Origin of the sequence: Streptomyces sp. Ac-502 (assembly GCF_045222935.1) — a bacterium.
GTDB classification, from domain to species: domain Bacteria; phylum Actinomycetota; class Actinomycetes; order Streptomycetales; family Streptomycetaceae; genus Streptomyces; species Streptomyces monomycini.
On sequence record NZ_JBHFFO010000001.1, the window covers coordinates 4,302,345 to 4,321,106 of the forward strand.

The following is an 18,762-nucleotide window of genomic DNA, read 5'->3' on the forward strand; positions in this document are numbered from 1 at the left end:
ATCAGACGGAGGGTCGGACCGGGTGTCCCGGCCGGGCCGGACCACCTGGAAGAGGCCCGCGAAAAAAGTTGTGCGAAGTCGCGTAATAGTCCGGGCTCCGGAGCCTCTAACCAAGTGCGGGCCCCGTCACAGGGGGTTCGCAGGAGGTACCGAAGAGAGGCGGACCGTATGCACACCGTGGTGGAACGAGAGCTGGAGCTGGGGCTGGTCCTGTCGCCGGAGCGCAGTGTCCCCGTCCCGGCCCGGCTGACCTATCGCACGGACGACCCCTACGCCGTCCACGTCACCTTCCACATCGGCTCGGACGTCCCCGTCAACTGGACGTTCGCGCGCGAACTGCTCGTCGAGGGGGTGTTCCGGCCGTGCGGTCACGGTGACGTGCGGGTGTGGCCCACGAAGGTGGACGGGCGCAGTCTGGTCTGCATGGCGCTCAGTTCCCCGGACGGCGACGCGCTGCTGGAGGCGTCGGCCGCGGCGGTCTCGGCGTGGCTGGAGCGCACGCTGCGGGTCGTGCCGCCGGGGTCGGAGCAGGACCATCTGGGGCTGGACAAAGGGCTGAGCGCGCTGCTCGCCATGACGCCGCGGGACGATCTGTGGCTGTCCGACCCGTGGCCGTCGGACGAGTCGCCGGAGGCGGGGGCGTAGCGGCGTGGGACGGCGTACGGCCCGGCCACGGCCGGGTGGACCGGCCCCGGGCGCACGGGGCCGGAGAGCGCGATCACCAGGGTCAGGAAGCGTCGGTACCGAGGCTCGCGCCGGACCGGGCGCGCGGGGTGATGAACTCGATGGCGTGGCCGTCCGGGTCGTCGACGTAGACCCCGCGGGCGCCGTCGAGGTGTCCGATCTGCTGCGGCTTGAGATGGTGCGGGTCCGCCCAGTACGGCAGCCCGCGCTCCTGGATGCGGCCGAAGATTTCGTCGAACTCCTCGTCCGTGACCCGGAACGCGAGGTGCTGCGGCACGATCGCTTCCGGCTCGACGACCGTGTCGGCGTAGTCGACGGTCAGGTCGTTGGCGAACGTGACGGCGGCGAAGGGCCCGGTTTCGACCGGTTCGCCGACGCCGGTCAGTTCCGCGAGGAAGCGCGCGGAGACGAACTTGTCGGTGGCGTGCATGATCGTGTGGTCGAGCTGGACGGGCACGGCGGCCTCCTGTGAACATCGGGTTTTTTCAGGGGCGTTGCTGGCGTGCGCTCCTTACCGTACGGCGGCTTCGCGCGCCTGAGTATCGGATTTCCGACCTACGTCGCCGGTCCGGCCGTGCCCGGACCGACGTCCTCGTCCCCGGTACGCCCCACCGCCCGGCCGGGTGTCCGTACCGACGTCTCAACCTCGATACGTCTCCAGCAGCCTCAGCCACACCTCGCTGATCGTCGGGTACGCGGGCACCGCGTGCCACAGGCGGTCCAGGGGCACCTCACCGGCCACCGCGACGGTGGCCGAGTGCAGGAGTTCGCCCACCGCCGGGCCGACGAAGGTGACGCCGAGGAGGGTTTCGCGGTCCAGGTCGACGATCATGCGGGCGCGGCCGCGGTAGCCGTCGGCGTACAGGCCGGCGCCCGCGACCGAGCCGAGGTCGAAGTCGACGACGCGGGTGCGGTGGCCGGCGCGATCGGCCTCGGCGGCGGTCAGGCCGACGGAGGCCGCCTCGGGGTCGGTGAAGACGACCTGCGGTACGGCGGCGGTGTCGGCGGTCGCGGCGTGCGCGCCCCAGCGGCCGGTGTCCAGGCCGCTGCCCTGGGCCTGTGCGGCGATGGCGGCGCCGACGATGCGGGCCTGGTACTTGCCCTGGTGGGTCAGCAGCGCGCGGTGGTTGACGTCGCCGACGGCGTACAGCCAGCCGTCCGCCACGCCCTTGACCCGGCAGGTGTCGTCGGTCTCCAGCCAGGAGCCGGGCTGCAGGCCGACCGTCTCCAGGCCGATGTCGTCGGTGCGCGGCGCGCGGCCGGTGGCGAACAGGATCTCGTCGGCGACGAGCTCTTCGCCGTTGTCGAGCACGACGGTGGCGGGCCCGTTGGGCATCTCGCGCCGTACCGCGCTCACCGAGACGCCGGTGCGCACGGTGGCGCCCGCCTGGGCCAGGGACTCGGCGACCAGTTCGCCCGCGAACGGCTCCATCTTGGGCAGCAGTCCGCCGCCGCGTACCAGGAGCGTCACCCGGGAGCCCAGGGCCTGCCAGGCGGTGGCCATCTCGACGCCGACGACCCCGCCGCCGACCACCGCCAGGCGCGGCGGTACGGACTGCGCGCTGGTCGCTTCTCGGCTGGTCCAGGGGCGGGCGGCGGCCAGTCCGGGGAGGTCGGGGAGGACGGCGCGGCTGCCGGTGCAGACGGCGACGGCGTGCCGGGCGGTGAGGGCGCGCTCTGCCCCGCCGTCGGTGGCGACCACGACCCGCCGGGGGCCGTCGAGGCGGGCCCGGCCGCGTACGAAGTCGATGCCGGCCGAGTCCAGCCAGCTGACCTGGCCATCGTCCTTCCAGTGCGACGCGAACGCGTCGCGGTGGGCGAGCACCGCCTTGGTGTCCAGCGGCGCGGCCGCGGCCTGGTGGAGGCCGGGGACGCGGCGGGCGTCGGCGCGGGCGGTGACCGGGCGCAGCAGCGCCTTGCTGGGCATGCAGGCCCAGTACGAGCACTCGCCGCCGACCAGTTCGCTCTCCACGATCACCGCGCTCAGGCCGAGGGCGTGGGCCCGGTCGGCGACGTTCTCACCGGTCGGCCCGGCGCCCAGCACGACGACGTCGTACGTGTCCTGGCCCGCGGCCTCTTCGGCCCCTGTGGTCGTCGGCATCGCTCATCGCTCCCTGTGTCGGCGTCGCGGCGGTCGGCTCCATCCTGGTCCCGGGGGCCCGGCTCGGCCACATGTGTCGGGGCATTCGCCGGGCGGGGGGCCGGCTCTCAGCCTTCCCGGCGCTCCACGGCCTCCTTGGCCTCGACCAGGCCGGCGCCGGTCAGTTCGCGGTAGCGCTTGATCGCCTCGATCTTCTTGCCCTTGTGCAGCAGGGCGTCGACCTCGGCGATGCCCTCGGGGCCGGTCTCCTCGACGCCGAGGTGTTCCATGATCAGGTCGAGCTTGCGGTCCATGCGCCGCAGACGGCGTTCGAGCGTCTTGTGGCGGGCGTCCATGGTGGAGGCGAGGACGACGATGACGACGGCCGCCGCGCCGATGATGGTCCAGAGGTCGGAGTTCATGGACCGAACCCTAAAGGCGCAGCTCACCAGGGCCGAACCGCGACCGGACCGCGACCGGACCGCGACCGGTGCCGGTCAGAAGACCTTCCCCGGGTTGAGCAGCCCCAGCGGGTCGAAGACGGCCTTGATGCCGCGGTGCATCTCCAGGCCGACCGGGCCCAGCTCACGGGCCAGCCACTCCTTCTTCAGGACGCCGACGCCGTGCTCGCCGGTGATCGTGCCGCCCAGTTCCAGGCCGAGCGCCATGATCTCGTCGAAGGACTCGCGGGCGCGCCGGGACTCGTCGGGGTCGTTCGCGTCGAAGCAGACGGTGGGGTGGGTGTTGCCGTCGCCCGCGTGCGCGCAGACGCCGATGGTCAGGCCGTACTTCTCGGCGATGGCGGCGGTGCCGTCGAGCATCGCGGCGAGTGCCGAGCGCGGTACGCACACGTCGTCGATCATCGTGGCGGACTTGACGCGTTCCAGGGCGGTCAGGGTCAGCCGCCGCGCCTGGAGGAGGAGGTCGGACTCGGCCGGGGTCTCGGCCGGTACGACCTCGGTGGCTCCGGCGGCCTCGCACAGCGCGCCGACGGCGGCCAGGTCGGCGGCCGGTTCCGGGGTGTCGAAGGCGGCCAGCAGCAGCGCCTCGGTGCTGTCCGGCAGGCCCATGCCGGCCATCGCGTTGACGGCGCGGATGCTCGTACGGTCCATGAGTTCGAGCAGCGAGGGGCGTGGCCGCGCGCCATGATCTCGCAGACGGCGGCGCACGCGGCGGCGGTCGAGGGGAACTCGGCGGCCAGTGCGAGCTGCTGGGGCGGTTCGGGCTTGAGGGCGAGCACGGCGCGTACGACGACGCCGAGGCTGCCCTCGGAGCCGACGAACAGGCGGGTGAGGTCGTACCCGGCGACGCCCTTGGCGGTGCGGCGGCCGGTGGTGAGCAGCCGGCCGTCGGCGAGGACGACGTCCAGGCCGAGGACGTACTCGGCGGTGACGCCGTACTTGACGCAGCACAGGCCGCCGGAGGCGGTGCCGATGTTGCCGCCGATGGAGCACTCCTCCCAGCTGGAGGGGTCCGGGGGTAGTAGAGGCCGTGTTCGTTGACGGCCCGGGAGAGCACCGCGTTGACGACGCCGGGCTCGACGACCGCGATCCGGTCGACGGGGTTGATCTCGATGATCCGGTCCATCTTGACCAGGGAGAGCACGATGCAGCCGTCGGAGGCGTTGGCGGCGCCCGACAGGCCGGTGCGGGCGCCCTGGGGGACGACCGGGACGCGCAGGGCGGTGGCGGTGCGCATCACGTGCTGGACCTGCTCGACCGTGCGCGGCAGGACGACGACGGCGGGCGTGCCGGCCTCGCAGAAGCTCGCCATGTCGTGGGCGTAGGCGCCGGTGACGTCGGGGTCGGTGAGGATCGCTTCCGTGGGCAGGGCGTCGCGCAGGCGTGCGAGGAGGTCCATGCCGTCAGCCTCCCATCCGTGGGCCGTACACGGAAGATCCTCTCCCGCACCCGAGGGCCCCCCGCGGCCGGGGTTCCTCTCCCGCACCCGGGTGACGGTCCCGGGTGCGGGAGCGCCGCTCCCCGCGGGAAGGGCCGCGGCCCCGCCGGGTCAGGACCGGCGGGGCCGCGGGGTGGGGGTGGCGTCCGGAGGACACCCGGGCGGGGCCGGGGTGTCAGAGGTTGCCGCGCCGTTCCTGCTCCCGCTCGATGGCCTCGAAGAGGGCCTTGAAGTTGCCCTTGCCGAAGCCCAGCGAGCCGTGCCGCTCGATCAGTTCGAAGAAGACGGTGGGACGGTCCTGGACGGGCTTGGTGAAGATCTGCAACAGGTAGCCGTCCTCGTCGCGGTCGACGAGGATCTTCAGCTCGCGCAGCGTCTCGACCGGGACGCGGGTCTCGCCCGCCCACTCGCCGAGGGTGTCGTAGTAGGAGTCCGGGGTGTCCAGGAACTCGACGCCCGCCGCGCGCATGGCCCGTACACTCGCGACGATGTCGTTGGTGGCCAGCGCGATGTGCTGGCAGCCGGGGCCGCCGTAGAACTCCAGGTACTCGTCGATCTGCGACTTCTTCTTGGCGATGGCAGGCTCGTTGAGGGGGAACTTCACCTTGCGGGTGCCGTCCGCGACCACCTTCGACATCAGGGCGCTGTACTCGGTGGCGATGTCCGAGCCGACGAACTCCTTCATGTTCGTGAAGCCCATGACGTTGTTGTAGAAGGCGACCCACTCGTCCATCTTGCCGAGCTCGACGTTGCCGACGCAGTGGTCGATGGCCTGGAAGCGGCGCTTGCCGGGCTCGACGATGGGGTCGGCGGCGACGTAGCCGGGCAGGTAGGGGCCGTCGTAGTCGGTGCGCTCGACCAGGGTGTGCCGGGTCTTGCCGTACGTGGCGATGGAGGCGCGGACGACGACGCCGTGCTCGTCCTTGGTCTCGTACGGCTCCTCGATGCCGGTGGCGCCGTGCTCCAGGGCGTACGCGTAGGCGGCGCGCGCGTCCGGCACCTCGATGGCGAGGTCGATGACGCCGTCACCGTGGGCGGTGACGTGGTCGGCCAGGAAGCGGCCCCAGTCGGTCGTCGGCTTGATGACGGAGGTGAACACGAAACGGGCGCCGCCGGATTCGAGCACGTAACTGGCGGTCTCGCGGCTGCCGTTCTCCGGTCCGGAGTAGGCGACACGCTTCATGCCGAAGGCGGTGGCGTAGTAATGCGCCGCCTGCTTGGCGTTGCCGACGGCGAAGACGACCGCGTCCATCCCCTTGACCGGGAAGGGATCGGCCTGCCGAGCACTGGTGGGGGTGGTGTGGTCCGTGGTCTGTGTCATGCCCGCAGACTCCCTCCGGGCCACAAGGTGCGCAATAGTTTGCGCGTTCACTGGGCAAGCTGTACAGCGAATCGCGCGATTCACCGGACGATTCGTACATGATGACCATCGATTTCGGAGGCGACGGCCGTGGCGATCGATCATTTGGACGGCAGACTCCTGGAACTGCTCGCCGAGGAACCGCGCATCGGCGTACTGGAGGCGTCGCGCCGGCTCGGGGTGGCGCGCGGCACGGCGCAGGCGCGCCTGGACCGGCTTCAGTCGAACGGAGTGATCCGGGGATTCGGTCCGGACGTGGACCCGGCGGCGCTGGGCTACCCGGTCACCGCATTCGCGACACTGGAGATCAAACAGGGTCAAGGGGCCGACGTACGGGCGCACTTGGCGTCCGTACCGGAAGTGCTGGAGCTGCATACAACGACGGGACATGGGGACATGCTGTGCAGACTCGTTGCCCGTTCCAACGCCGATCTGCAACGGGTGATCGACCGAGTTGTGGGTTTCGATGGCATCATGCGGGCTTCCACCGCGATCGTCATGGAAAATCCAGTTCCGTTGCGCATCATCCCCCTGGTCAAACAAGCGTCGGGGGACTGACCGAGGAGAGCGCGTGTGAGCTTCTGGGAGTACGTCGGCAACCGGCACGCCCAGCTGCTGACGGATACGTTTCAGCACGCCAGCGCCGTCTTCCAGTGCATGGTGCTCGCCACCGTGCTCGGTGTACTGCTGGGCGTCGCCACCTACCGCAGTGAATGGGCCGGGAACCTGGCCACCGCCACCACGGCGACCATCCTGACGGTGCCCTCGCTGGCCCTGATCGGCCTGCTCGTGCCGATCGTCGGCCTCGGCGTGGCGCCCACCGTCATCGCCCTGACCCTGTACGGGCTGCTGCCGGTGGTACGCAACGCCGTCGTCGGTCTGCGCGGCGTCGACCCCGCGCTGATCGACGCCGCCAAGGGCATCGGGATGTCCCGTACGGCCCGGCTGGTGCGGGTGGAGCTGCCGCTGGCCTGGCCGCCGATCCTGACCGGCATCCGGGTCTCCACCCAGATGCTGATGGGCATCGCGGCGATCGCCGCCTACGCCTCCGGGCCCGGCCTGGGCAACGAGATCTTCCGCGGTATCTCCTCCCTGGGCAGCGCCAACGCGCTCAACCAGGTGCTCTCCGGGACACTCGGGATCGTCGTCCTCGCCCTGCTCTTCGACGCCGCGTACGTCGTCCTCGGACGGCTGACCATCTCCAGGGGGACCCGTGCCTGACACCACCGCCTCCGGCGCCGGCATCGCGCTGGAGAACCTGAGCAAGCTCTACCCGGGCAACCCCACGCCCGCGGTCGACAACGTGAGCATGGACATCAAGCCCGGCGAGACGGTGATCCTCGTCGGGCCCTCGGGGTGCGGCAAGTCCACCACCCTGAGAATGATCAACCGGCTGATCGAGCCCACCTCCGGGCGGATCATGATCGGCGACGAGGACGTCACCGGCATCGACCCGGTCAGGCTGCGCCGCAAGGTCGGCTACGCCATCCAGTCCTCCGGCCTCTTCCCGCACATGACCGTCGCCCAGAACATCGCCCTCGTCCCGAAGATGACCGGCTGGCCGAAGGCGAGAGTGAGCAGCCGCGTCGAGGAGATGCTCGACCTGGTCGGCCTCGACCCGCGCGAGTTCCACGGCCGCTACCCGCGGCAGCTGTCCGGCGGGCAGCAGCAGCGCGTCGGCGTGGCGCGGGCGCTGGCCGCCGACCCGCCCGTCCTGCTCATGGACGAGCCGTTCGGCGCGGTCGACCCGATCACCCGCGACCACCTCCAGGACGAGCTGATCCGGCTCCAGCACGAACTGCGCAAGACCATCGTCTTCGTCACCCACGACTTCGACGAGGCGATCAAGCTGGGCGACCGCATCGCGGTGCTGCGCGAGCGCTCGCACATCGCGCAGTTCGACACGCCCGAGGCCATCCTCACCAACCCCGCCGACGACTTCGTCTCCGGCTTCGTGGGGGCGGGCGCGGCCCTCAAACGCCTCAACCTCACCCGCGTACGGGACGTCGGCGTCGTCGACTTCCCCACCGCGTCGATGGACGACCCGCTCCAGTCCATCTTCGACCTGCTGCGCTCCGGCGCCACCAACGAGATCCTGCTGCTGGACCGGCACCGGCGCCCCTACAAGTGGCTGCGCCGCGGCGACCTGATGCGCGCCAAGGGCTCGCTGGCCCGCGCGGGCACGCTCGTGCACGACACGGTCACCCGCGACGCGACCCTGCGCGACGCGCTGGAGGCGGTCCTCACCGACAACGCGGGCCGGGTCGCGGTGACCGGGCGGCGCGGCGAGTACACCGGCGTCGTCGACATGGAGACGCTGATGAACAACGTCCACGAACTGCTGGAGGAGGACCGGCTGGACGCCGTCGAGCACCGGCACGCGCTGGAGGAGCAGCGCGCGCGGCAGACGCGGCTGGCCCAGGAGGGCGTGGACCCGGCGGGCGGCGCGCACGGGGTCAAGGCGTGAGCCCCCGGGACAGGCGCCGGCCACCGAAGGGCGAACGGCCGCCGGGCGAGCACGAGGTACACGGCGTGACCTTCCGCGACGAGGCGGCGGCCGGGGAGCGCGGGCCCGTACTGGCGGCCGAGCCGGCACCCGCCGCACCCGCCGCGTCCGTCACCCGGCCGCCGCGCCGGATCACCTGGAAGAAGGCGGTCACGCTGCCCGCCGTACTGGCGGCGGTGCTGCTCGCCACCTGGCTGTGGTTCCGCGGCGCCCGGCTGGACTCCATCGCGCACCAGGCGGTGGACGACGGCAAGGTGTGGCTGGCGCTGCGCCAGCACCTCCAGCTGACCGCCGTGTCGACCTTCTTCGTACTGATCATCGCCATCCCCCTGGGCATCGCGCTGACCCGCGCCAGGCTGCGCCGGGCCGCGCCGTTCGCGGTGGCGGTGGCCAACCTCGGGCAGGCGGTGCCCGCCCTGGGCCTGCTGGTGCTGCTGGTCATCCGGCTCGGCATCGGGGCCGAGGCGGCCGTCATCGGCATGGTGCTCTACGCGGTACTGCCGGTCCTGGCCAACACCGTCGCGGGCCTGAAGGCCATCGACCCGACGCTGACCGAGGCCGCCCGCGGCATCGGCATGTCGGCGGCCGGGGTGCTGGCCAAGGTCGAACTGCCGCTGGCCGTACCGCTGATCCTGGCGGGCGTGCGCAACGCGCTCGTCCTGAACGTGGGCACCGCCACCCTGGCCACCTTCGGCGGTGGCGGCGGGCTCGGCGACCTGATCTCGGCGGGCATCATCACCCAGCGGATGCCGGTGCTGGTGCTCGGTTCCGTCCTGACGGTGGTGCTGGCGCTGCTGGTCGACTGGCTGGCGTCGCTCGTGGAACTGCTGCTGCGCCCGCGAGGGCTGGAGGTGGGGGAATCATGACCGCAGAACCGCGCCGGCCCCGGCCCCGGCCCCGGCCCCGCAGGACCGTACCGGCCGCCGCCGCCTGCCTGCTGCTGGGCGCGGCCGCGCTGAGCGGCTGCGGGCTGGTCAGCGGCAGCCCGATGAGCGACGACGTGCGGCCCGGCACGATCGGCCGGGGGCAGCCGCTCAAGGGCGCCGAACTGGCCGTGACGTCCAAGGAGTTCACCGAGAACATCATCCTCGGCCAGCTCATGGGCCTGGCCTTCAAGGCGGCCGGCGCCTCGGTCGTCGACAAGACCAACATCCAGGGCTCGATCGGCGCCCGGGAGGCGGTCAAGTCCGGTACGGCGGACGGGATGTACGAGTACACCGGCACCGGCTGGATCACCTACCTCGGCCACGAACGCCCCATAGTCGACCCGCGGAAGCAGTGGGAGGCGGTACGCGACGGCGACCGCGCCAACGGCCTGGAATGGCTGCCGCAGTCGAAGCTCAACAACACCTACGCGCTGGCGCTCAACGCCGAGCAGTACAAACGGCTGGGCGTCGAGACCCTGTCGGACGTCGCCGCGCTGTCCCGCAAGGACCCGAGCGCGGTCACCCTGTGCGCGGAGGCCGAGTTCTCGGCCCGTAACGACGGCCTGCCCGGCATGGCCAAGGCGTACGGCATGCGGCTCCCGTCCGGCAACATCAAGAAGATGACCAGCGGCGTCGTCTACACCCAGGTGGCGGAGGGCCGCGCCTGCACCTTCGGCGAGGTCTACACGACCGACGGCCGGATCAAGGCGATGGGCTTGAAGACCGTCAAGGACGACCGGCACTTCTTCCCGAACTACAACGCGGCGCCCGAGATGAACGCGGCGACGATGAAGAAGTACCCGCAGATCGCGGACATCCTCGCGCCGGTCACCGCCGCTCTGGACAACGCCGTCGCGCAGAGCCTGAACGCGAAGGTGGACGTGGAGGGGCAGGACCCGCACGAGGTCGCGAAGGAATGGATGATCGAGAAGGGGTTCATCAAGGACGGCGGCTGAACGGCTGCCGATGACTCACCGGCCGGCCGCCTGCGGCTCTCAGCGGCCGGTCAGCAGCTGGGGACCTTGCCGCCGGACTTCAGCGCCTTGAGCGCGTCCACGGTCCCGGACAGCGTGCTGACCGGGACCAGCCGCAGCCCCTCCGGCAGCTCGGCCTGCGCGTCCCGGCACTCCGACTTCGGCACGAGGAAGACCGTGGCGCCGTCCCGGCCCGCGGCCTGCGTCTTCAGCGCGACCCCGCCGACCGCTCCGACCTCGCCGTCCGCGGCGATCGTGCCGGTGCCCGCGATCTTCTGCCCGCCGGTCAGGTCACCGCCCTGGCCGTCCCCGGCCAGCTTGTCGATGATGCCCAGCGAGAACAGCAGACCCGCGCTGGGCCCGCCGATCGTGCCCAGGTCCAGCTTGACCTGGACGTCCTTGTCGCTCTTGTGCAGATAGTTCAGGGCGGCGCGGGTGGCGACGTCCTGGGAGGAGCGCATGTCCTTCAGGTTGTGCTCCACGGCCTTCTCCGCCGTGTCGCCGACCGGGTAGACCGACTCGACCGGCATCACGGCCTGGTCGGTACGGAACCAGCCCTTGACGATGTCCGGCAGCCGGACCGGCGCGTCCGGGCCGGTCGCCACGATCGCCGCCATCCGCAGCTGGCCACTGGTCTCGCGGGTCGGCGCCCCGCTGATCGTGATCACCTGTTTGCCCTTGTGCTTGCCCAGCACGTCCGCCGTGTCGCCGGGGAAGGCGACCGAGAACGGCAGGGGCGCGAAGGCCACCGTGGCGAGGAGCGCGATGACCAGGGCGGCGCAGATCCCGAGGGCGCGAGTGCGAGAAGACACCCCGCCACCCTAGATGACCTGGCCGCCCGGCCTCTCACCACGGGGCGCGACGGGGTACGCGCGCCCTCGGCGCCCGCCCCGGACCGCACGCCTCGGACCGCCACCGCCCCGGACCGTCACCGCAGCGCTTCGGACACCTCGCGGGCCGCCTCGACCACCCGGGGCCCGACCCGCTCGGGCACCGTCTCGGCGAGCATCACGACGCCGACGCTGCCCTCGATGCCGCTCACCCCGAGCAGCGGGGCCGCGGCGCCGCTCGCACCCGCCTCCAACTCGCCGTGTGTCAGGGCCAGCCCGGCGTCCTCGATGCGCCCCTGGCGGGCCTTGAGGATCGCCCGCCCGGCCGCGCCCCGGTCCAGCGGGTGCCGGAAGCCCGCGCGGTAGGCGACGTGGTAGTCGGTCCAGGACGGCTCGACGACGGCCACGGCCAGCGCTTCCGTACCGTCCACGAGCGTCAGGTGGGCGGTGGCGCCGATGTCCTCGGCCAGGGAGCGCAGGGCGGGCAGCGCCGCTTCGCGCACCAGCGGGTGCACCTGGCGGCCCAGGCGCAGCACGCCCAGGCCGACCCGGGCCCGGCCGCCGACGTCACGGCGTACCAGGGCGTGCTGCTCCAGGGTGGCGAGCAGGCGGTAGACCACGGTCCGGTTGACCCCCAGCTTGGTGGACAGCTCGGTGACGGTCAGGCCGTGGTCGGTGTCGGCGAGCAATTTGAGGACGCGTAGTCCCCGGTCGAGCGTCTGGGAGGTCTCCGCGGTCACGACGCCCCCTCCTCGGGTGAGTGGCGGCTCGTCCGCGGGGTGCGCTGCCGGTCCCGGGGCAGCGCGCGCGAAGAGGCCGCCGGCCGCATGGCACCGGCTGCGCTCCGCGGCGGCGCTGCCACGGGGCGTGTGCGTGACCGGGACAGTAGCGAGCTGGTCCGGTCAGCGGAAGAGTCCGTCCAGAATCCGGTCTTCCGTGACCGCTTTATCCCTGAACATCCGCAGGTTGTGACCGGTTGGCGGCGCACACGGGCCTTTCGGGCTGGGGTACAACACGGAGACGTCCGGACAGCGGCGAGCCCGGCTCCGTACGGCCCCGGGCACCTACAGCTACGGCCCGCGCCCCGGAACCTCGTCCGGGCCGCGGGCCGCCACATCACTTCGCAGGGCTCACTTCATGCGCGTGGCCCACTCCCGTACCTTCTTGATCCGCTCGTTGAGCTGTCCGGCCGTGGCCTCCGCGCTCGGCGGGCCGCCGCACACCCGGCGCAGCTCGGTGTGGATCACGCCGTGCGGCTTGCCGCTCTGGTGGACGTACGCGCCGACCAGGGTGTTCAGCTGCTTGCGCAGCTCCAGCAGCTCCTTGTGCGTGACCACCGGACGCCGCTCGGCGGGCATCTCCAGCAGGTCGGCCTCGGAGTCCGGCTTCTTCTTGCTGTGCGCTATCTGCCGCGCCTGCCGCTTCTGGAGCAGCATCTGCACCTGGTCCGGCTCCAGCAGCCCGGGGATGCCGAGGTAGTCCTGCTCCTCCTCGCTGCCCGCGTGCGCCTGCATGCCGAATTCGGCGCCGTCGTACAGCACCCGGTCGAAGACCGCCTCGGACTCCAGCGCCTCGAAGGAGAACTGCTCCTGCTCGCCGGTGTCCTCGTCCTGCTGTTTGTTGGCCTCGTCCATCTCCTTCTCGGACTCGGCGTACGGATCCTCGTCGCCGTCCTTCTTCGGCTTGTCCAGGACGTGGTCGCGCTCGACCTCCATCTCGTTGGCGAAGCCGAGCAGCGAAGGCACCGTGGGCAGGAAGACGGACGCGGTCTCGCCGCGCTTGCGGGACCGTACGAAGCGGCCCACCGCCTGCGCGAAGAACAGCGGGGTGGAGATCGTCGTCGCGTACACGCCGACCGCCAGGCGCGGCACGTCGACGCCCTCGGACACCATCCGGACCGCGACCATCCACCGGTCCTCGGAGTGCGCGAAGTCGTCGATGCGCTGCGAGGCACCGCTGTCGTCGGACAGCACCAGGGTGGCGCCCTCGCCGGTGATCTCCCGGATCAGCTTGGCGTACGCGCGGGCCTGCTCCTGGTCGGAGGCGATCACCAGCGCGCCGGCGTCCGGTATCGCCTTGCGGACCTCGGTCAGCCGCTGGTCGGCGGCCTTGAGGACCTTGGGCATCCAGTCGCCGCGCGGGTCCAGCGCGGTGCGCCAGGCCTGCGAGACGGCGTCCTTGGTCATCGGCTCGCCGAGCTTCGCCGCGATCTCGTCGCCGGCCTTGGTGCGCCAGCGCATGCTGCCGCTGTACGACAGGAAGATCACCGGGCGGACGACGCCGTCGCCGAGCGCGTTGCCGTAGCCGTACGTGTAGTCGGCGGAGCTGCGCCGGATGCCGTCGTCGCCCTCCTCGTACGTCACGAAGGGGATCGGGTTGGTGTCGGAGCGGAACGGCGTACCGGTCAGCGCGAGCCGCCGGGTGGCCGGCTCGAACGCCTCCAGGCACGCCTCACCCCACGACTTGGAGTCGCCGGCGTGGTGGATCTCGTCGAGGATGACCAGCGTCTTGCGCTGCTCGATCCGGTTGCGGTGCAGCATCGGACGTACGCCGACACCCGCGTACGTGATCGCGATGCCGTGGTACTCCTTGCTCAGCGGACCCGCGCTGTACTCCGGGTCCAGCTTGATGCCTATCCGGGCGGCGGCCTCCGCCCACTGCTTCTTCAGGTGCTCGGTGGGGGCGACCACGGTCACCTGCTGCACGACGTGGTGGTGCAGCAGCCAGGAGGCGAGGGTGAGCGCGAAGGTGGTCTTGCCCGCGCCGGGGGTCGCGACCGCGAGGAAGTCGCGCGGCTGCGTCTGGATGTACCGGTCCATCGCGGACTGCTGCCAGGCGCGCAGCTTGTTCGCGGTACCCCAAGGGCCCGTCCGGGGAAGGCCGGGGACAGGTGGTGGTTGTTGGTGGCGCTGGTGGTGGTAGTCACGGTCTCCGTCGGGCTGGCTCGGCGATCGGCAACCGCGTCAGCCTAACGCTCCGCAGGAGCGGACGGCGTTCGCGGGCCGGGCACCGGTGCCGCCTTCCCGCCACCGGCCGGGACCGCCCCGAGGCCTTTTTCCGCGGGCTTCAGGCGTGTGGCCACCCACGATCCGGTGAGGGAGACCGCCGCCATGGCGAGGAAGACCGCGGCGAAGGCGGCGGGCTGCCCGGATGCGGCGTTGGTCACGTCCGGCGTGCCGCCCGTGTCGACCGAGGCGCCGCCGAAGGCGCTGAACAGCAGGCCGCTCAGCCCGACGAAGGTGATGTTGCCGAGGGCGTCGGACACCTGGAGCGAGGCCGAATTGCTGCCCGCGTCCTCGGGCGGGGACAGCTTCAGCAGCAGCACGCTCCCGCTCGAAATGTTCAGCCCCATCCCGAACCCGGCCACCACCCACGCGACCGCCACGATCCAGACCGGCACGCCGCCGAACAGCACCAGCGGCACGGCCAGGATCGCCACCGTGATCAGCAGCATCCCGATCCCCATGATCCGCTCCCGGTACGGCTCCAGGCGCGGCCGGCTCTGGGTGTACGAGCCCAGGGCCCAGGTGAGGCCGCCGCCGGTCAGCGAGAGCCCGGCCAGCGTGGTCGACAGACCGCGCTCCGTGACGAGCAGCAACGGAATGAAACTCTCGGCGGCGAGCAGCGACCCGGCTGCCAGGCCACGGATCAGTACGACGGACGGCAGCCCCCGCGCGGCCCGGAACGTCCCCTTGGGCAGCAGCCGGACGATGGCCGGCACCAGCAGTACGAGCCCGACGACCGCGGGCACCACAGCCACCCAGTCCCGCCGCTGGGCCGCGTACTGAAGCAGCCCGGCACCCGCCGCCACCGCCAGGGCGAGCAGAATGCGGCGCCGGTCCATCCCTTCGTCGCCCCTGCGGGGCGGCAGCTTGCGCAGCGCGGGAAGCATGACCGTCAGCGGCAGCAGAATGAGGACGGGTATGGACAGGAACACCCAGCGCCAGCCCAGGTGCTCGGTGACCGTCCCCGCGACGAGCGGCCCGACGATCACCGGCAGCACCCAGGCCGCCGAGAAGGACGCGAGGACGGACGGCCGCAGCGCCTCCGGATAGGCGCGGCTCACCACCACGTACAACGCGACGATCACCAGCCCGCCCCCGACCCCCTGCACCCCGCGCCCCACCACGAACAGCCACATCTCCTGCGCCGACCCCGCGACCACCAGCCCCGCGCCGAACGTGGCGATCCCGGTGAACAGCGGCGCGAGCGGCCCGCCCCGGTCGCACCACTCCCCCGACAGCGCCATCGCGAACAGGCTCGCCGTGAAGTACGCGGAGAAGGCGAACGCGTACATCTCGATGCCGTCCAGGGCGTGGCCGACGGCGGGCATGGCGGTGTTCACCGCGCTCGCCTCGAAGGCGATGAGCGAGACGACGGAGATGATGCCGAGGGTGAGCGCCCGGTACGTACGGCCGAGGACGCCTTCGGGGGCGGGGCGGCCACCGGGTTCGCGGCGGGGTCCGCGAGGGGCGGGGCGGCCACGGGGCTTGCGGCGGAGTCCGCGAGGGACGGCGGTGCCAAGGCGGTGGCGGGTGGGGGCACTTCGGCGGCGTCACGCGGGTCCACGGCAGTCATGCGGTCAGCGTAAGAGGCGTTACAGGTCTGCGCCCCTGTCGCAGGACGGGGATCTTCTCGGCCGCCGGACCTAAGCCGTGCCACGCGCCGGCCGTCCCCGCCCCCTCCCCCGTCCGGCAAGCTTGTCCCCATGCCCCACTTCACCAGCTACGACAACGCCGAACTGCACTACCGCGCACTCGGCCCGGACGACTCCGGGCTGCCGCCCCTGGTGTGCCTGGCGGGCGGCCCCGGCCGGGACGCCACGTACCTGGACGGCCTCGGCGGCCTGGCGGAGCAACGGCACCTGCTGATCCCGGACAACCGTGGCACCGGCGCCTCCCCGCCCGCCGCCGACCCGTCCCGCTACGCCTTCCCCCACCTGGCCGAAGACCTGGAAGCACTCCGCGCCCACCTCGGCCTGGACCGCTTCGCACTGCTCGCCCACGACGCCGCGACAGCGACCGCGCAGGCGTACGCGGCCGCGTACCCGGCCCGCCTGACCCGCCTGATCCTGATCACCCCCAGCTCCCACCTGCAAGGCGAATTCCCCGACGACGCACGGGACATCTTCACCTCCCGCTCGGACGAGCCATGGTGGCCGGAGGCGTCAGCAGCGCTACAACGCCTGGCGGAAACCCCCACCCCAGCCGAGGCACACGACCTGCTCCTGACCGCGGCCCCGCTCGCCTACGGCCGCTGGGAGGCCCCCCAGCAAGCCCACGCGGCCACCGAAGCCGCCCAGTTGAACCCGGTGCCGCGCGCCGCCTTCTGGCAGGGCGTGGACGAACCGGCCCGCCAGACACTGCTGGCGGGCCTGCGCGAGGTGACGTGCCCGGTCCTCGTCATGACCGGCGGCCGGGACGCGGTGACGGGCGTACGGGCAGGCGAACTGGTCGCCGCTTCCTTCCCCGACGGCCGGACACACCACCTGCCCGAGGCGGGCCACTACCCCTGGATCGACGAACCGGCCCGGTTCCGCCGAGCGGTGGAGGAGTTCCTCCACACACCCTGAGACGTCCATGAAACCGGCCGGCCAACCGGACTCGTGAACACCGCATTGCAACCACATGCCGGCCCGCCCAAAACCCTTGCGCCGCCCCCGGGCCCGCGGCCTAATCTCGGTCCATCGCTTCAACACGGCCGTGTGCCCGAGCGGTTCAGGGGCCGGATTGCAAATCCGGTTACGCAGGTTCGAATCCTGTCACGGCCTCGGAAGAGCTGCGGGCTCACCACCCGGCTTCACCCGGTGCCCCGGGTGACGTCCGATCTCGATCGCAGCGCAAGCCGCTACCGCCATGAAACCTGTGTCGAGGGCTTGCCGGCGCTCTACGGCTTTCTCCTTGCACACGGAGCAGCCTTCGGCAGGTGCCGGATCCAAATCGAATGGTTCAGTGAGATGAACGGGTGGGGTGAGGAATCCGCCAGGTGTCATTCGGGTGGCGCTTGCAACGGTAGCCTCGTGCATGTGGATCTGCTCTCTGAGGTTGAGCCATGCCCCGTGGCGACCCCCACGGTCGCGGAAGAGGCTGATACGGCCCATGTTCGCGGGGTGCGCGAGACAGCGCATCTACACCGCTAGACATCTTCGGACATCTTCCGGACGCCAAGTCGTCCTCGGTGTCTATGCTGTTGGGATGGTCAACGAACGGCTCCGCCGTGCCATGCACCGAGCTGGGCTCGACATCGCCTCTCTCGCCGATGCGTCGGAAGTATCGACCAAAACCGTGGAGCGGTGGCTCAGCGGCAAGGTCCCCTACCCGCGTACTCGCTACCGCGTGGCTGCCATCCTCCAGGAAGACGAGTCATATCTCTGGCCCGAAGCTGTCAACGGGTCCTCCCTCGCGGGTGCCGAGATGGTGGCGACCTACCCGCGCCGAAGTGATGTCCCCCGGCACCTGTGGATGGAGTTGCTGCGGAGCTCCGAACGGGACATCGACCTCTTGGCTTTCGCCGGCCTCTTCCTCACCGAGGAGCACCCTGACTGGCTGCCCACGCTGGCCGACAAGGCCAGGGCTGGTGCGCGTGTACGTATTCTCCTGGGCGATCCGACCGGTACCCAACTGGCTTCGAGAGATCGCGAGTATCGCATCGGGGGCGGCGTATCGGGAAGAGTCAGCTCCGTTCTCAACCACTACGGTCAACTCGGGCCTGACACGGTGCAGATTCGACTGCACGATACGCCGTTGTACAACTCGATCTACCGGTTCGACGACGAGATGATCGTGAATGTACACGCGTACGGGGTGCTGGCAGCCTTCACTCCCACCATGCACCTGCGCCGGATGGACGGCAGCTATTTCAGCACTTACGTGGAGTCGTACGAAAGGGTATGGGCTTCCGCTCGCCCCGCCGAAGACACGCTGGAGTCCCGATGACCAGGAAGACGCGCAGGATCGACTACTGGCAGGACCCCGAAGCGCCGGAGCCGACGAGCCGCAAGCCGTCCGCGTCCGTCTTCGTCCGTGACGACCAAGGGCGCCTGCTGCTCCTCAAACGCGCGGACAACGACCTGTGGACCATCCCCACGGGAGGCGTGAAGAAGGGAGAGTCGGTCGGCCAGACCGGTGTGCGCGAATGCCACGAAGAGACCGGATATCACGTTGAGGTCATCGGACTGGTAGGAGTCTTCTCCTCTCCCGACCACGTGATCGTCTATATGCACGGAGACCGCGTCGACGAAGTACGCCAGCCCGTCAACGTCTGCCTCCGCGCTCGTCTGATCGGTGGAGAGGCCCGCCCGGAGCCGTCCGAAGCAACCGAAGTCCGGTGGGTCGCCCCGGAGCACTTGGACGACTATCGCATCCACCCGGCCATCCGCGCACGGATCGATCACGGGCTGACCTCGTGCGAACCGCAGGTCCTCTGAAGCGCCCACGGAACAGAGCGTAAGGGGCGGCTCCGCGCGTGTACGGAGCCGCCCTACGTGCGCACCAGGCAACGCCT

17 protein-coding genes, 1 tRNA gene and 2 pseudogenes are annotated in these 18,762 nt (G+C 71.1%); 10 read left to right on the top strand and 10 right to left on the bottom strand.

Annotated features, from left to right (window positions below; all coding sequences use genetic code 11):
• Positions 1-168: 168 nt before the first annotated feature.
• Entirely contained in the window at positions 169-645 is a 477-nt protein-coding gene (locus ACEXOX_RS19345) for an SsgA family sporulation/cell division regulator (protein WP_030025044.1), read from the top strand.
• 82 nt (positions 646-727) lie between these two features.
• On the opposite strand, the gene ACEXOX_RS19350 is transcribed toward ACEXOX_RS19345, so the two are convergent.
• The 6 genes and pseudogenes from ACEXOX_RS19350 to hppD form a co-directional block, all read right to left on the bottom strand.
• Positions 728-1,141, bottom strand: coding sequence for a VOC family protein (locus ACEXOX_RS19350; protein WP_406522125.1), 414 nt, complete (start codon positions 1,139-1,141; stop codon positions 728-730).
• A 183-nt stretch (positions 1,142-1,324) separates the two neighbouring features.
• Positions 1,325-2,785 carry a dihydrolipoyl dehydrogenase family protein gene (locus tag ACEXOX_RS19355; protein ID WP_406522126.1) on the bottom strand — a complete coding sequence of 487 codons (1,461 nt, stop codon included), beginning with the start codon at positions 2,783-2,785 and terminating at the stop codon, positions 1,325-1,327.
• A 107-nt stretch (positions 2,786-2,892) separates the two neighbouring features.
• Positions 2,893-3,186, bottom strand: coding sequence for a ribosomal protein L7/L12 (locus ACEXOX_RS19360; protein ID WP_030025047.1), 294 nt, complete (start codon positions 3,184-3,186; stop codon positions 2,893-2,895).
• 75 nt (positions 3,187-3,261) lie between these two features.
• Positions 3,262-3,876, bottom strand: a complete 615-nt coding sequence (locus ACEXOX_RS19365) for an FAD-linked oxidase C-terminal domain-containing protein (protein ID WP_406522127.1) — start codon at positions 3,874-3,876, stop codon at positions 3,262-3,264.
• Positions 3,877-4,151: 275 nt separating this feature from the next.
• Positions 4,152-4,624 (bottom strand): annotated as a pseudogene (locus tag ACEXOX_RS19370) (FAD-binding oxidoreductase); the annotation flags it as partial.
• A 214-nt stretch (positions 4,625-4,838) separates the two neighbouring features.
• Complete coding sequence (gene hppD, locus ACEXOX_RS19375) at positions 4,839-5,984, bottom strand: 4-hydroxyphenylpyruvate dioxygenase (protein ID WP_406522128.1); 1,146 nt, start codon at positions 5,982-5,984, stop codon at positions 4,839-4,841.
• 129 nt (positions 5,985-6,113) lie between these two features.
• On the opposite strand from hppD, the gene ACEXOX_RS19380 reads away from it, so the two are divergent.
• From ACEXOX_RS19380 to ACEXOX_RS19400, 5 genes are read left to right on the top strand one after another with little or no spacing between them, the layout of a single operon-like run.
• Positions 6,114-6,581, top strand: coding sequence for an Lrp/AsnC family transcriptional regulator (locus ACEXOX_RS19380; RefSeq protein WP_073761201.1), 468 nt, complete (start codon positions 6,114-6,116; stop codon positions 6,579-6,581).
• Positions 6,582-6,596: 15 nt separating this feature from the next.
• Positions 6,597-7,244 (top strand): ABC transporter permease, encoded by a 648-nt coding sequence (locus ACEXOX_RS19385; RefSeq protein ID WP_406522129.1) that lies wholly within the window; start codon positions 6,597-6,599, stop codon positions 7,242-7,244.
• A complete protein-coding gene (locus ACEXOX_RS19390; RefSeq protein WP_406522130.1) occupies positions 7,237-8,490 on the top strand; it encodes a betaine/proline/choline family ABC transporter ATP-binding protein in 1,254 nt (417 codons plus the stop codon). Before ACEXOX_RS19385 ends, ACEXOX_RS19390 begins: the two co-directional genes overlap by 8 nt.
• Positions 8,487-9,395, top strand: coding sequence for an ABC transporter permease (locus tag ACEXOX_RS19395; RefSeq protein ID WP_406522131.1), 909 nt, complete (start codon positions 8,487-8,489; stop codon positions 9,393-9,395). The genes ACEXOX_RS19390 and ACEXOX_RS19395 overlap by 4 nt, the downstream gene beginning before the upstream one ends.
• Complete coding sequence (locus ACEXOX_RS19400) at positions 9,392-10,411, top strand: glycine betaine ABC transporter substrate-binding protein (protein ID WP_406522132.1); 1,020 nt, start codon at positions 9,392-9,394, stop codon at positions 10,409-10,411. Before ACEXOX_RS19395 ends, ACEXOX_RS19400 begins: the two co-directional genes overlap by 4 nt.
• Positions 10,412-10,461: 50 nt before the next feature.
• On the opposite strand, the gene ACEXOX_RS19405 is transcribed toward ACEXOX_RS19400, so the two are convergent.
• From ACEXOX_RS19405 to ACEXOX_RS19420, 4 genes and pseudogenes are all read right to left on the bottom strand, one after another.
• On the bottom strand, positions 10,462-11,241 hold the full coding sequence (locus ACEXOX_RS19405; protein WP_406522133.1) for a S16 family serine protease: 780 nt from the start codon (positions 11,239-11,241) through the stop codon (positions 10,462-10,464).
• Between the two features lie 116 nt (positions 11,242-11,357).
• Positions 11,358-11,999 carry an IclR family transcriptional regulator gene (locus ACEXOX_RS19410; RefSeq protein WP_406522134.1) on the bottom strand — a complete coding sequence of 214 codons (642 nt, stop codon included), beginning with the start codon at positions 11,997-11,999 and terminating at the stop codon, positions 11,358-11,360.
• A gap of 390 nt (positions 12,000-12,389) precedes the next feature.
• Positions 12,390-14,185: pseudogene (locus tag ACEXOX_RS19415) on the bottom strand (DEAD/DEAH box helicase).
• Between the two features lie 42 nt (positions 14,186-14,227).
• Positions 14,228-15,604, bottom strand: coding sequence for an MFS transporter (locus ACEXOX_RS19420; protein WP_406522135.1), 1,377 nt, complete (start codon positions 15,602-15,604; stop codon positions 14,228-14,230).
• A gap of 363 nt (positions 15,605-15,967) precedes the next feature.
• Here ACEXOX_RS19420 and ACEXOX_RS19425 point away from each other — a divergent pair, with 363 nt between their 5' ends.
• The 4 genes from ACEXOX_RS19425 (at position 15,968) to ACEXOX_RS19440 (ending at position 18,685) form a co-directional block, all read left to right on the top strand.
• Positions 15,968-16,831, top strand: coding sequence for an alpha/beta fold hydrolase (locus ACEXOX_RS19425; RefSeq protein WP_406522136.1), 864 nt, complete (start codon positions 15,968-15,970; stop codon positions 16,829-16,831).
• A gap of 126 nt (positions 16,832-16,957) precedes the next feature.
• Positions 16,958-17,029, top strand: a tRNA-Cys gene (locus tag ACEXOX_RS19430).
• A 424-nt stretch (positions 17,030-17,453) separates the two neighbouring features.
• The gene (locus ACEXOX_RS19435; RefSeq protein WP_406522137.1) at positions 17,454-18,194 is read left to right on the top strand and encodes an XRE family transcriptional regulator; all 741 of its coding nucleotides are present in this window, start codon (positions 17,454-17,456) and stop codon (positions 18,192-18,194) included.
• Entirely contained in the window at positions 18,191-18,685 is a 495-nt protein-coding gene (locus ACEXOX_RS19440; RefSeq protein ID WP_406522138.1) for an NUDIX domain-containing protein, read from the top strand. The genes ACEXOX_RS19435 and ACEXOX_RS19440 overlap by 4 nt, the downstream gene beginning before the upstream one ends.
• Positions 18,686-18,762: the final 77 nt, after the last annotated feature.

What these genes read in the sequence shown, in the direction of transcription:
- ACEXOX_RS19345 (WP_030025044.1), top strand. Translation starts at nt 169, where the DNA reads ATGCACACCGTGGTGGAACGAGAGCTGGAGCTGGGGCTGGTCCTGTCG.
- ACEXOX_RS19355 (WP_406522126.1), bottom strand. Translation starts at nt 2,785, where the DNA reads ATGCCGACGACCACAGGGGCCGAAGAGGCCGCGGGCCAGGACACGTAC.
- ACEXOX_RS19360 (WP_030025047.1), bottom strand. Translation starts at nt 3,186, where the DNA reads ATGAACTCCGACCTCTGGACCATCATCGGCGCGGCGGCCGTCGTCATC.
- ACEXOX_RS19365 (WP_406522127.1), bottom strand. Translation starts at nt 3,876, where the DNA reads ATGGACCGTACGAGCATCCGCGCCGTCAACGCGATGGCCGGCATGGGC.
- hppD (WP_406522128.1), bottom strand. Translation starts at nt 5,984, where the DNA reads ATGACACAGACCACGGACCACACCACCCCCACCAGTGCTCGGCAGGCC.
- ACEXOX_RS19400 (WP_406522132.1), top strand. Translation starts at nt 9,392, where the DNA reads ATGACCGCAGAACCGCGCCGGCCCCGGCCCCGGCCCCGGCCCCGCAGG.
- ACEXOX_RS19425 (WP_406522136.1), top strand. Translation starts at nt 15,968, where the DNA reads ATGCCCCACTTCACCAGCTACGACAACGCCGAACTGCACTACCGCGCA.
- ACEXOX_RS19435 (WP_406522137.1), top strand. Translation starts at nt 17,454, where the DNA reads ATGGTCAACGAACGGCTCCGCCGTGCCATGCACCGAGCTGGGCTCGAC.
- ACEXOX_RS19440 (WP_406522138.1), top strand. Translation starts at nt 18,191, where the DNA reads ATGACCAGGAAGACGCGCAGGATCGACTACTGGCAGGACCCCGAAGCG.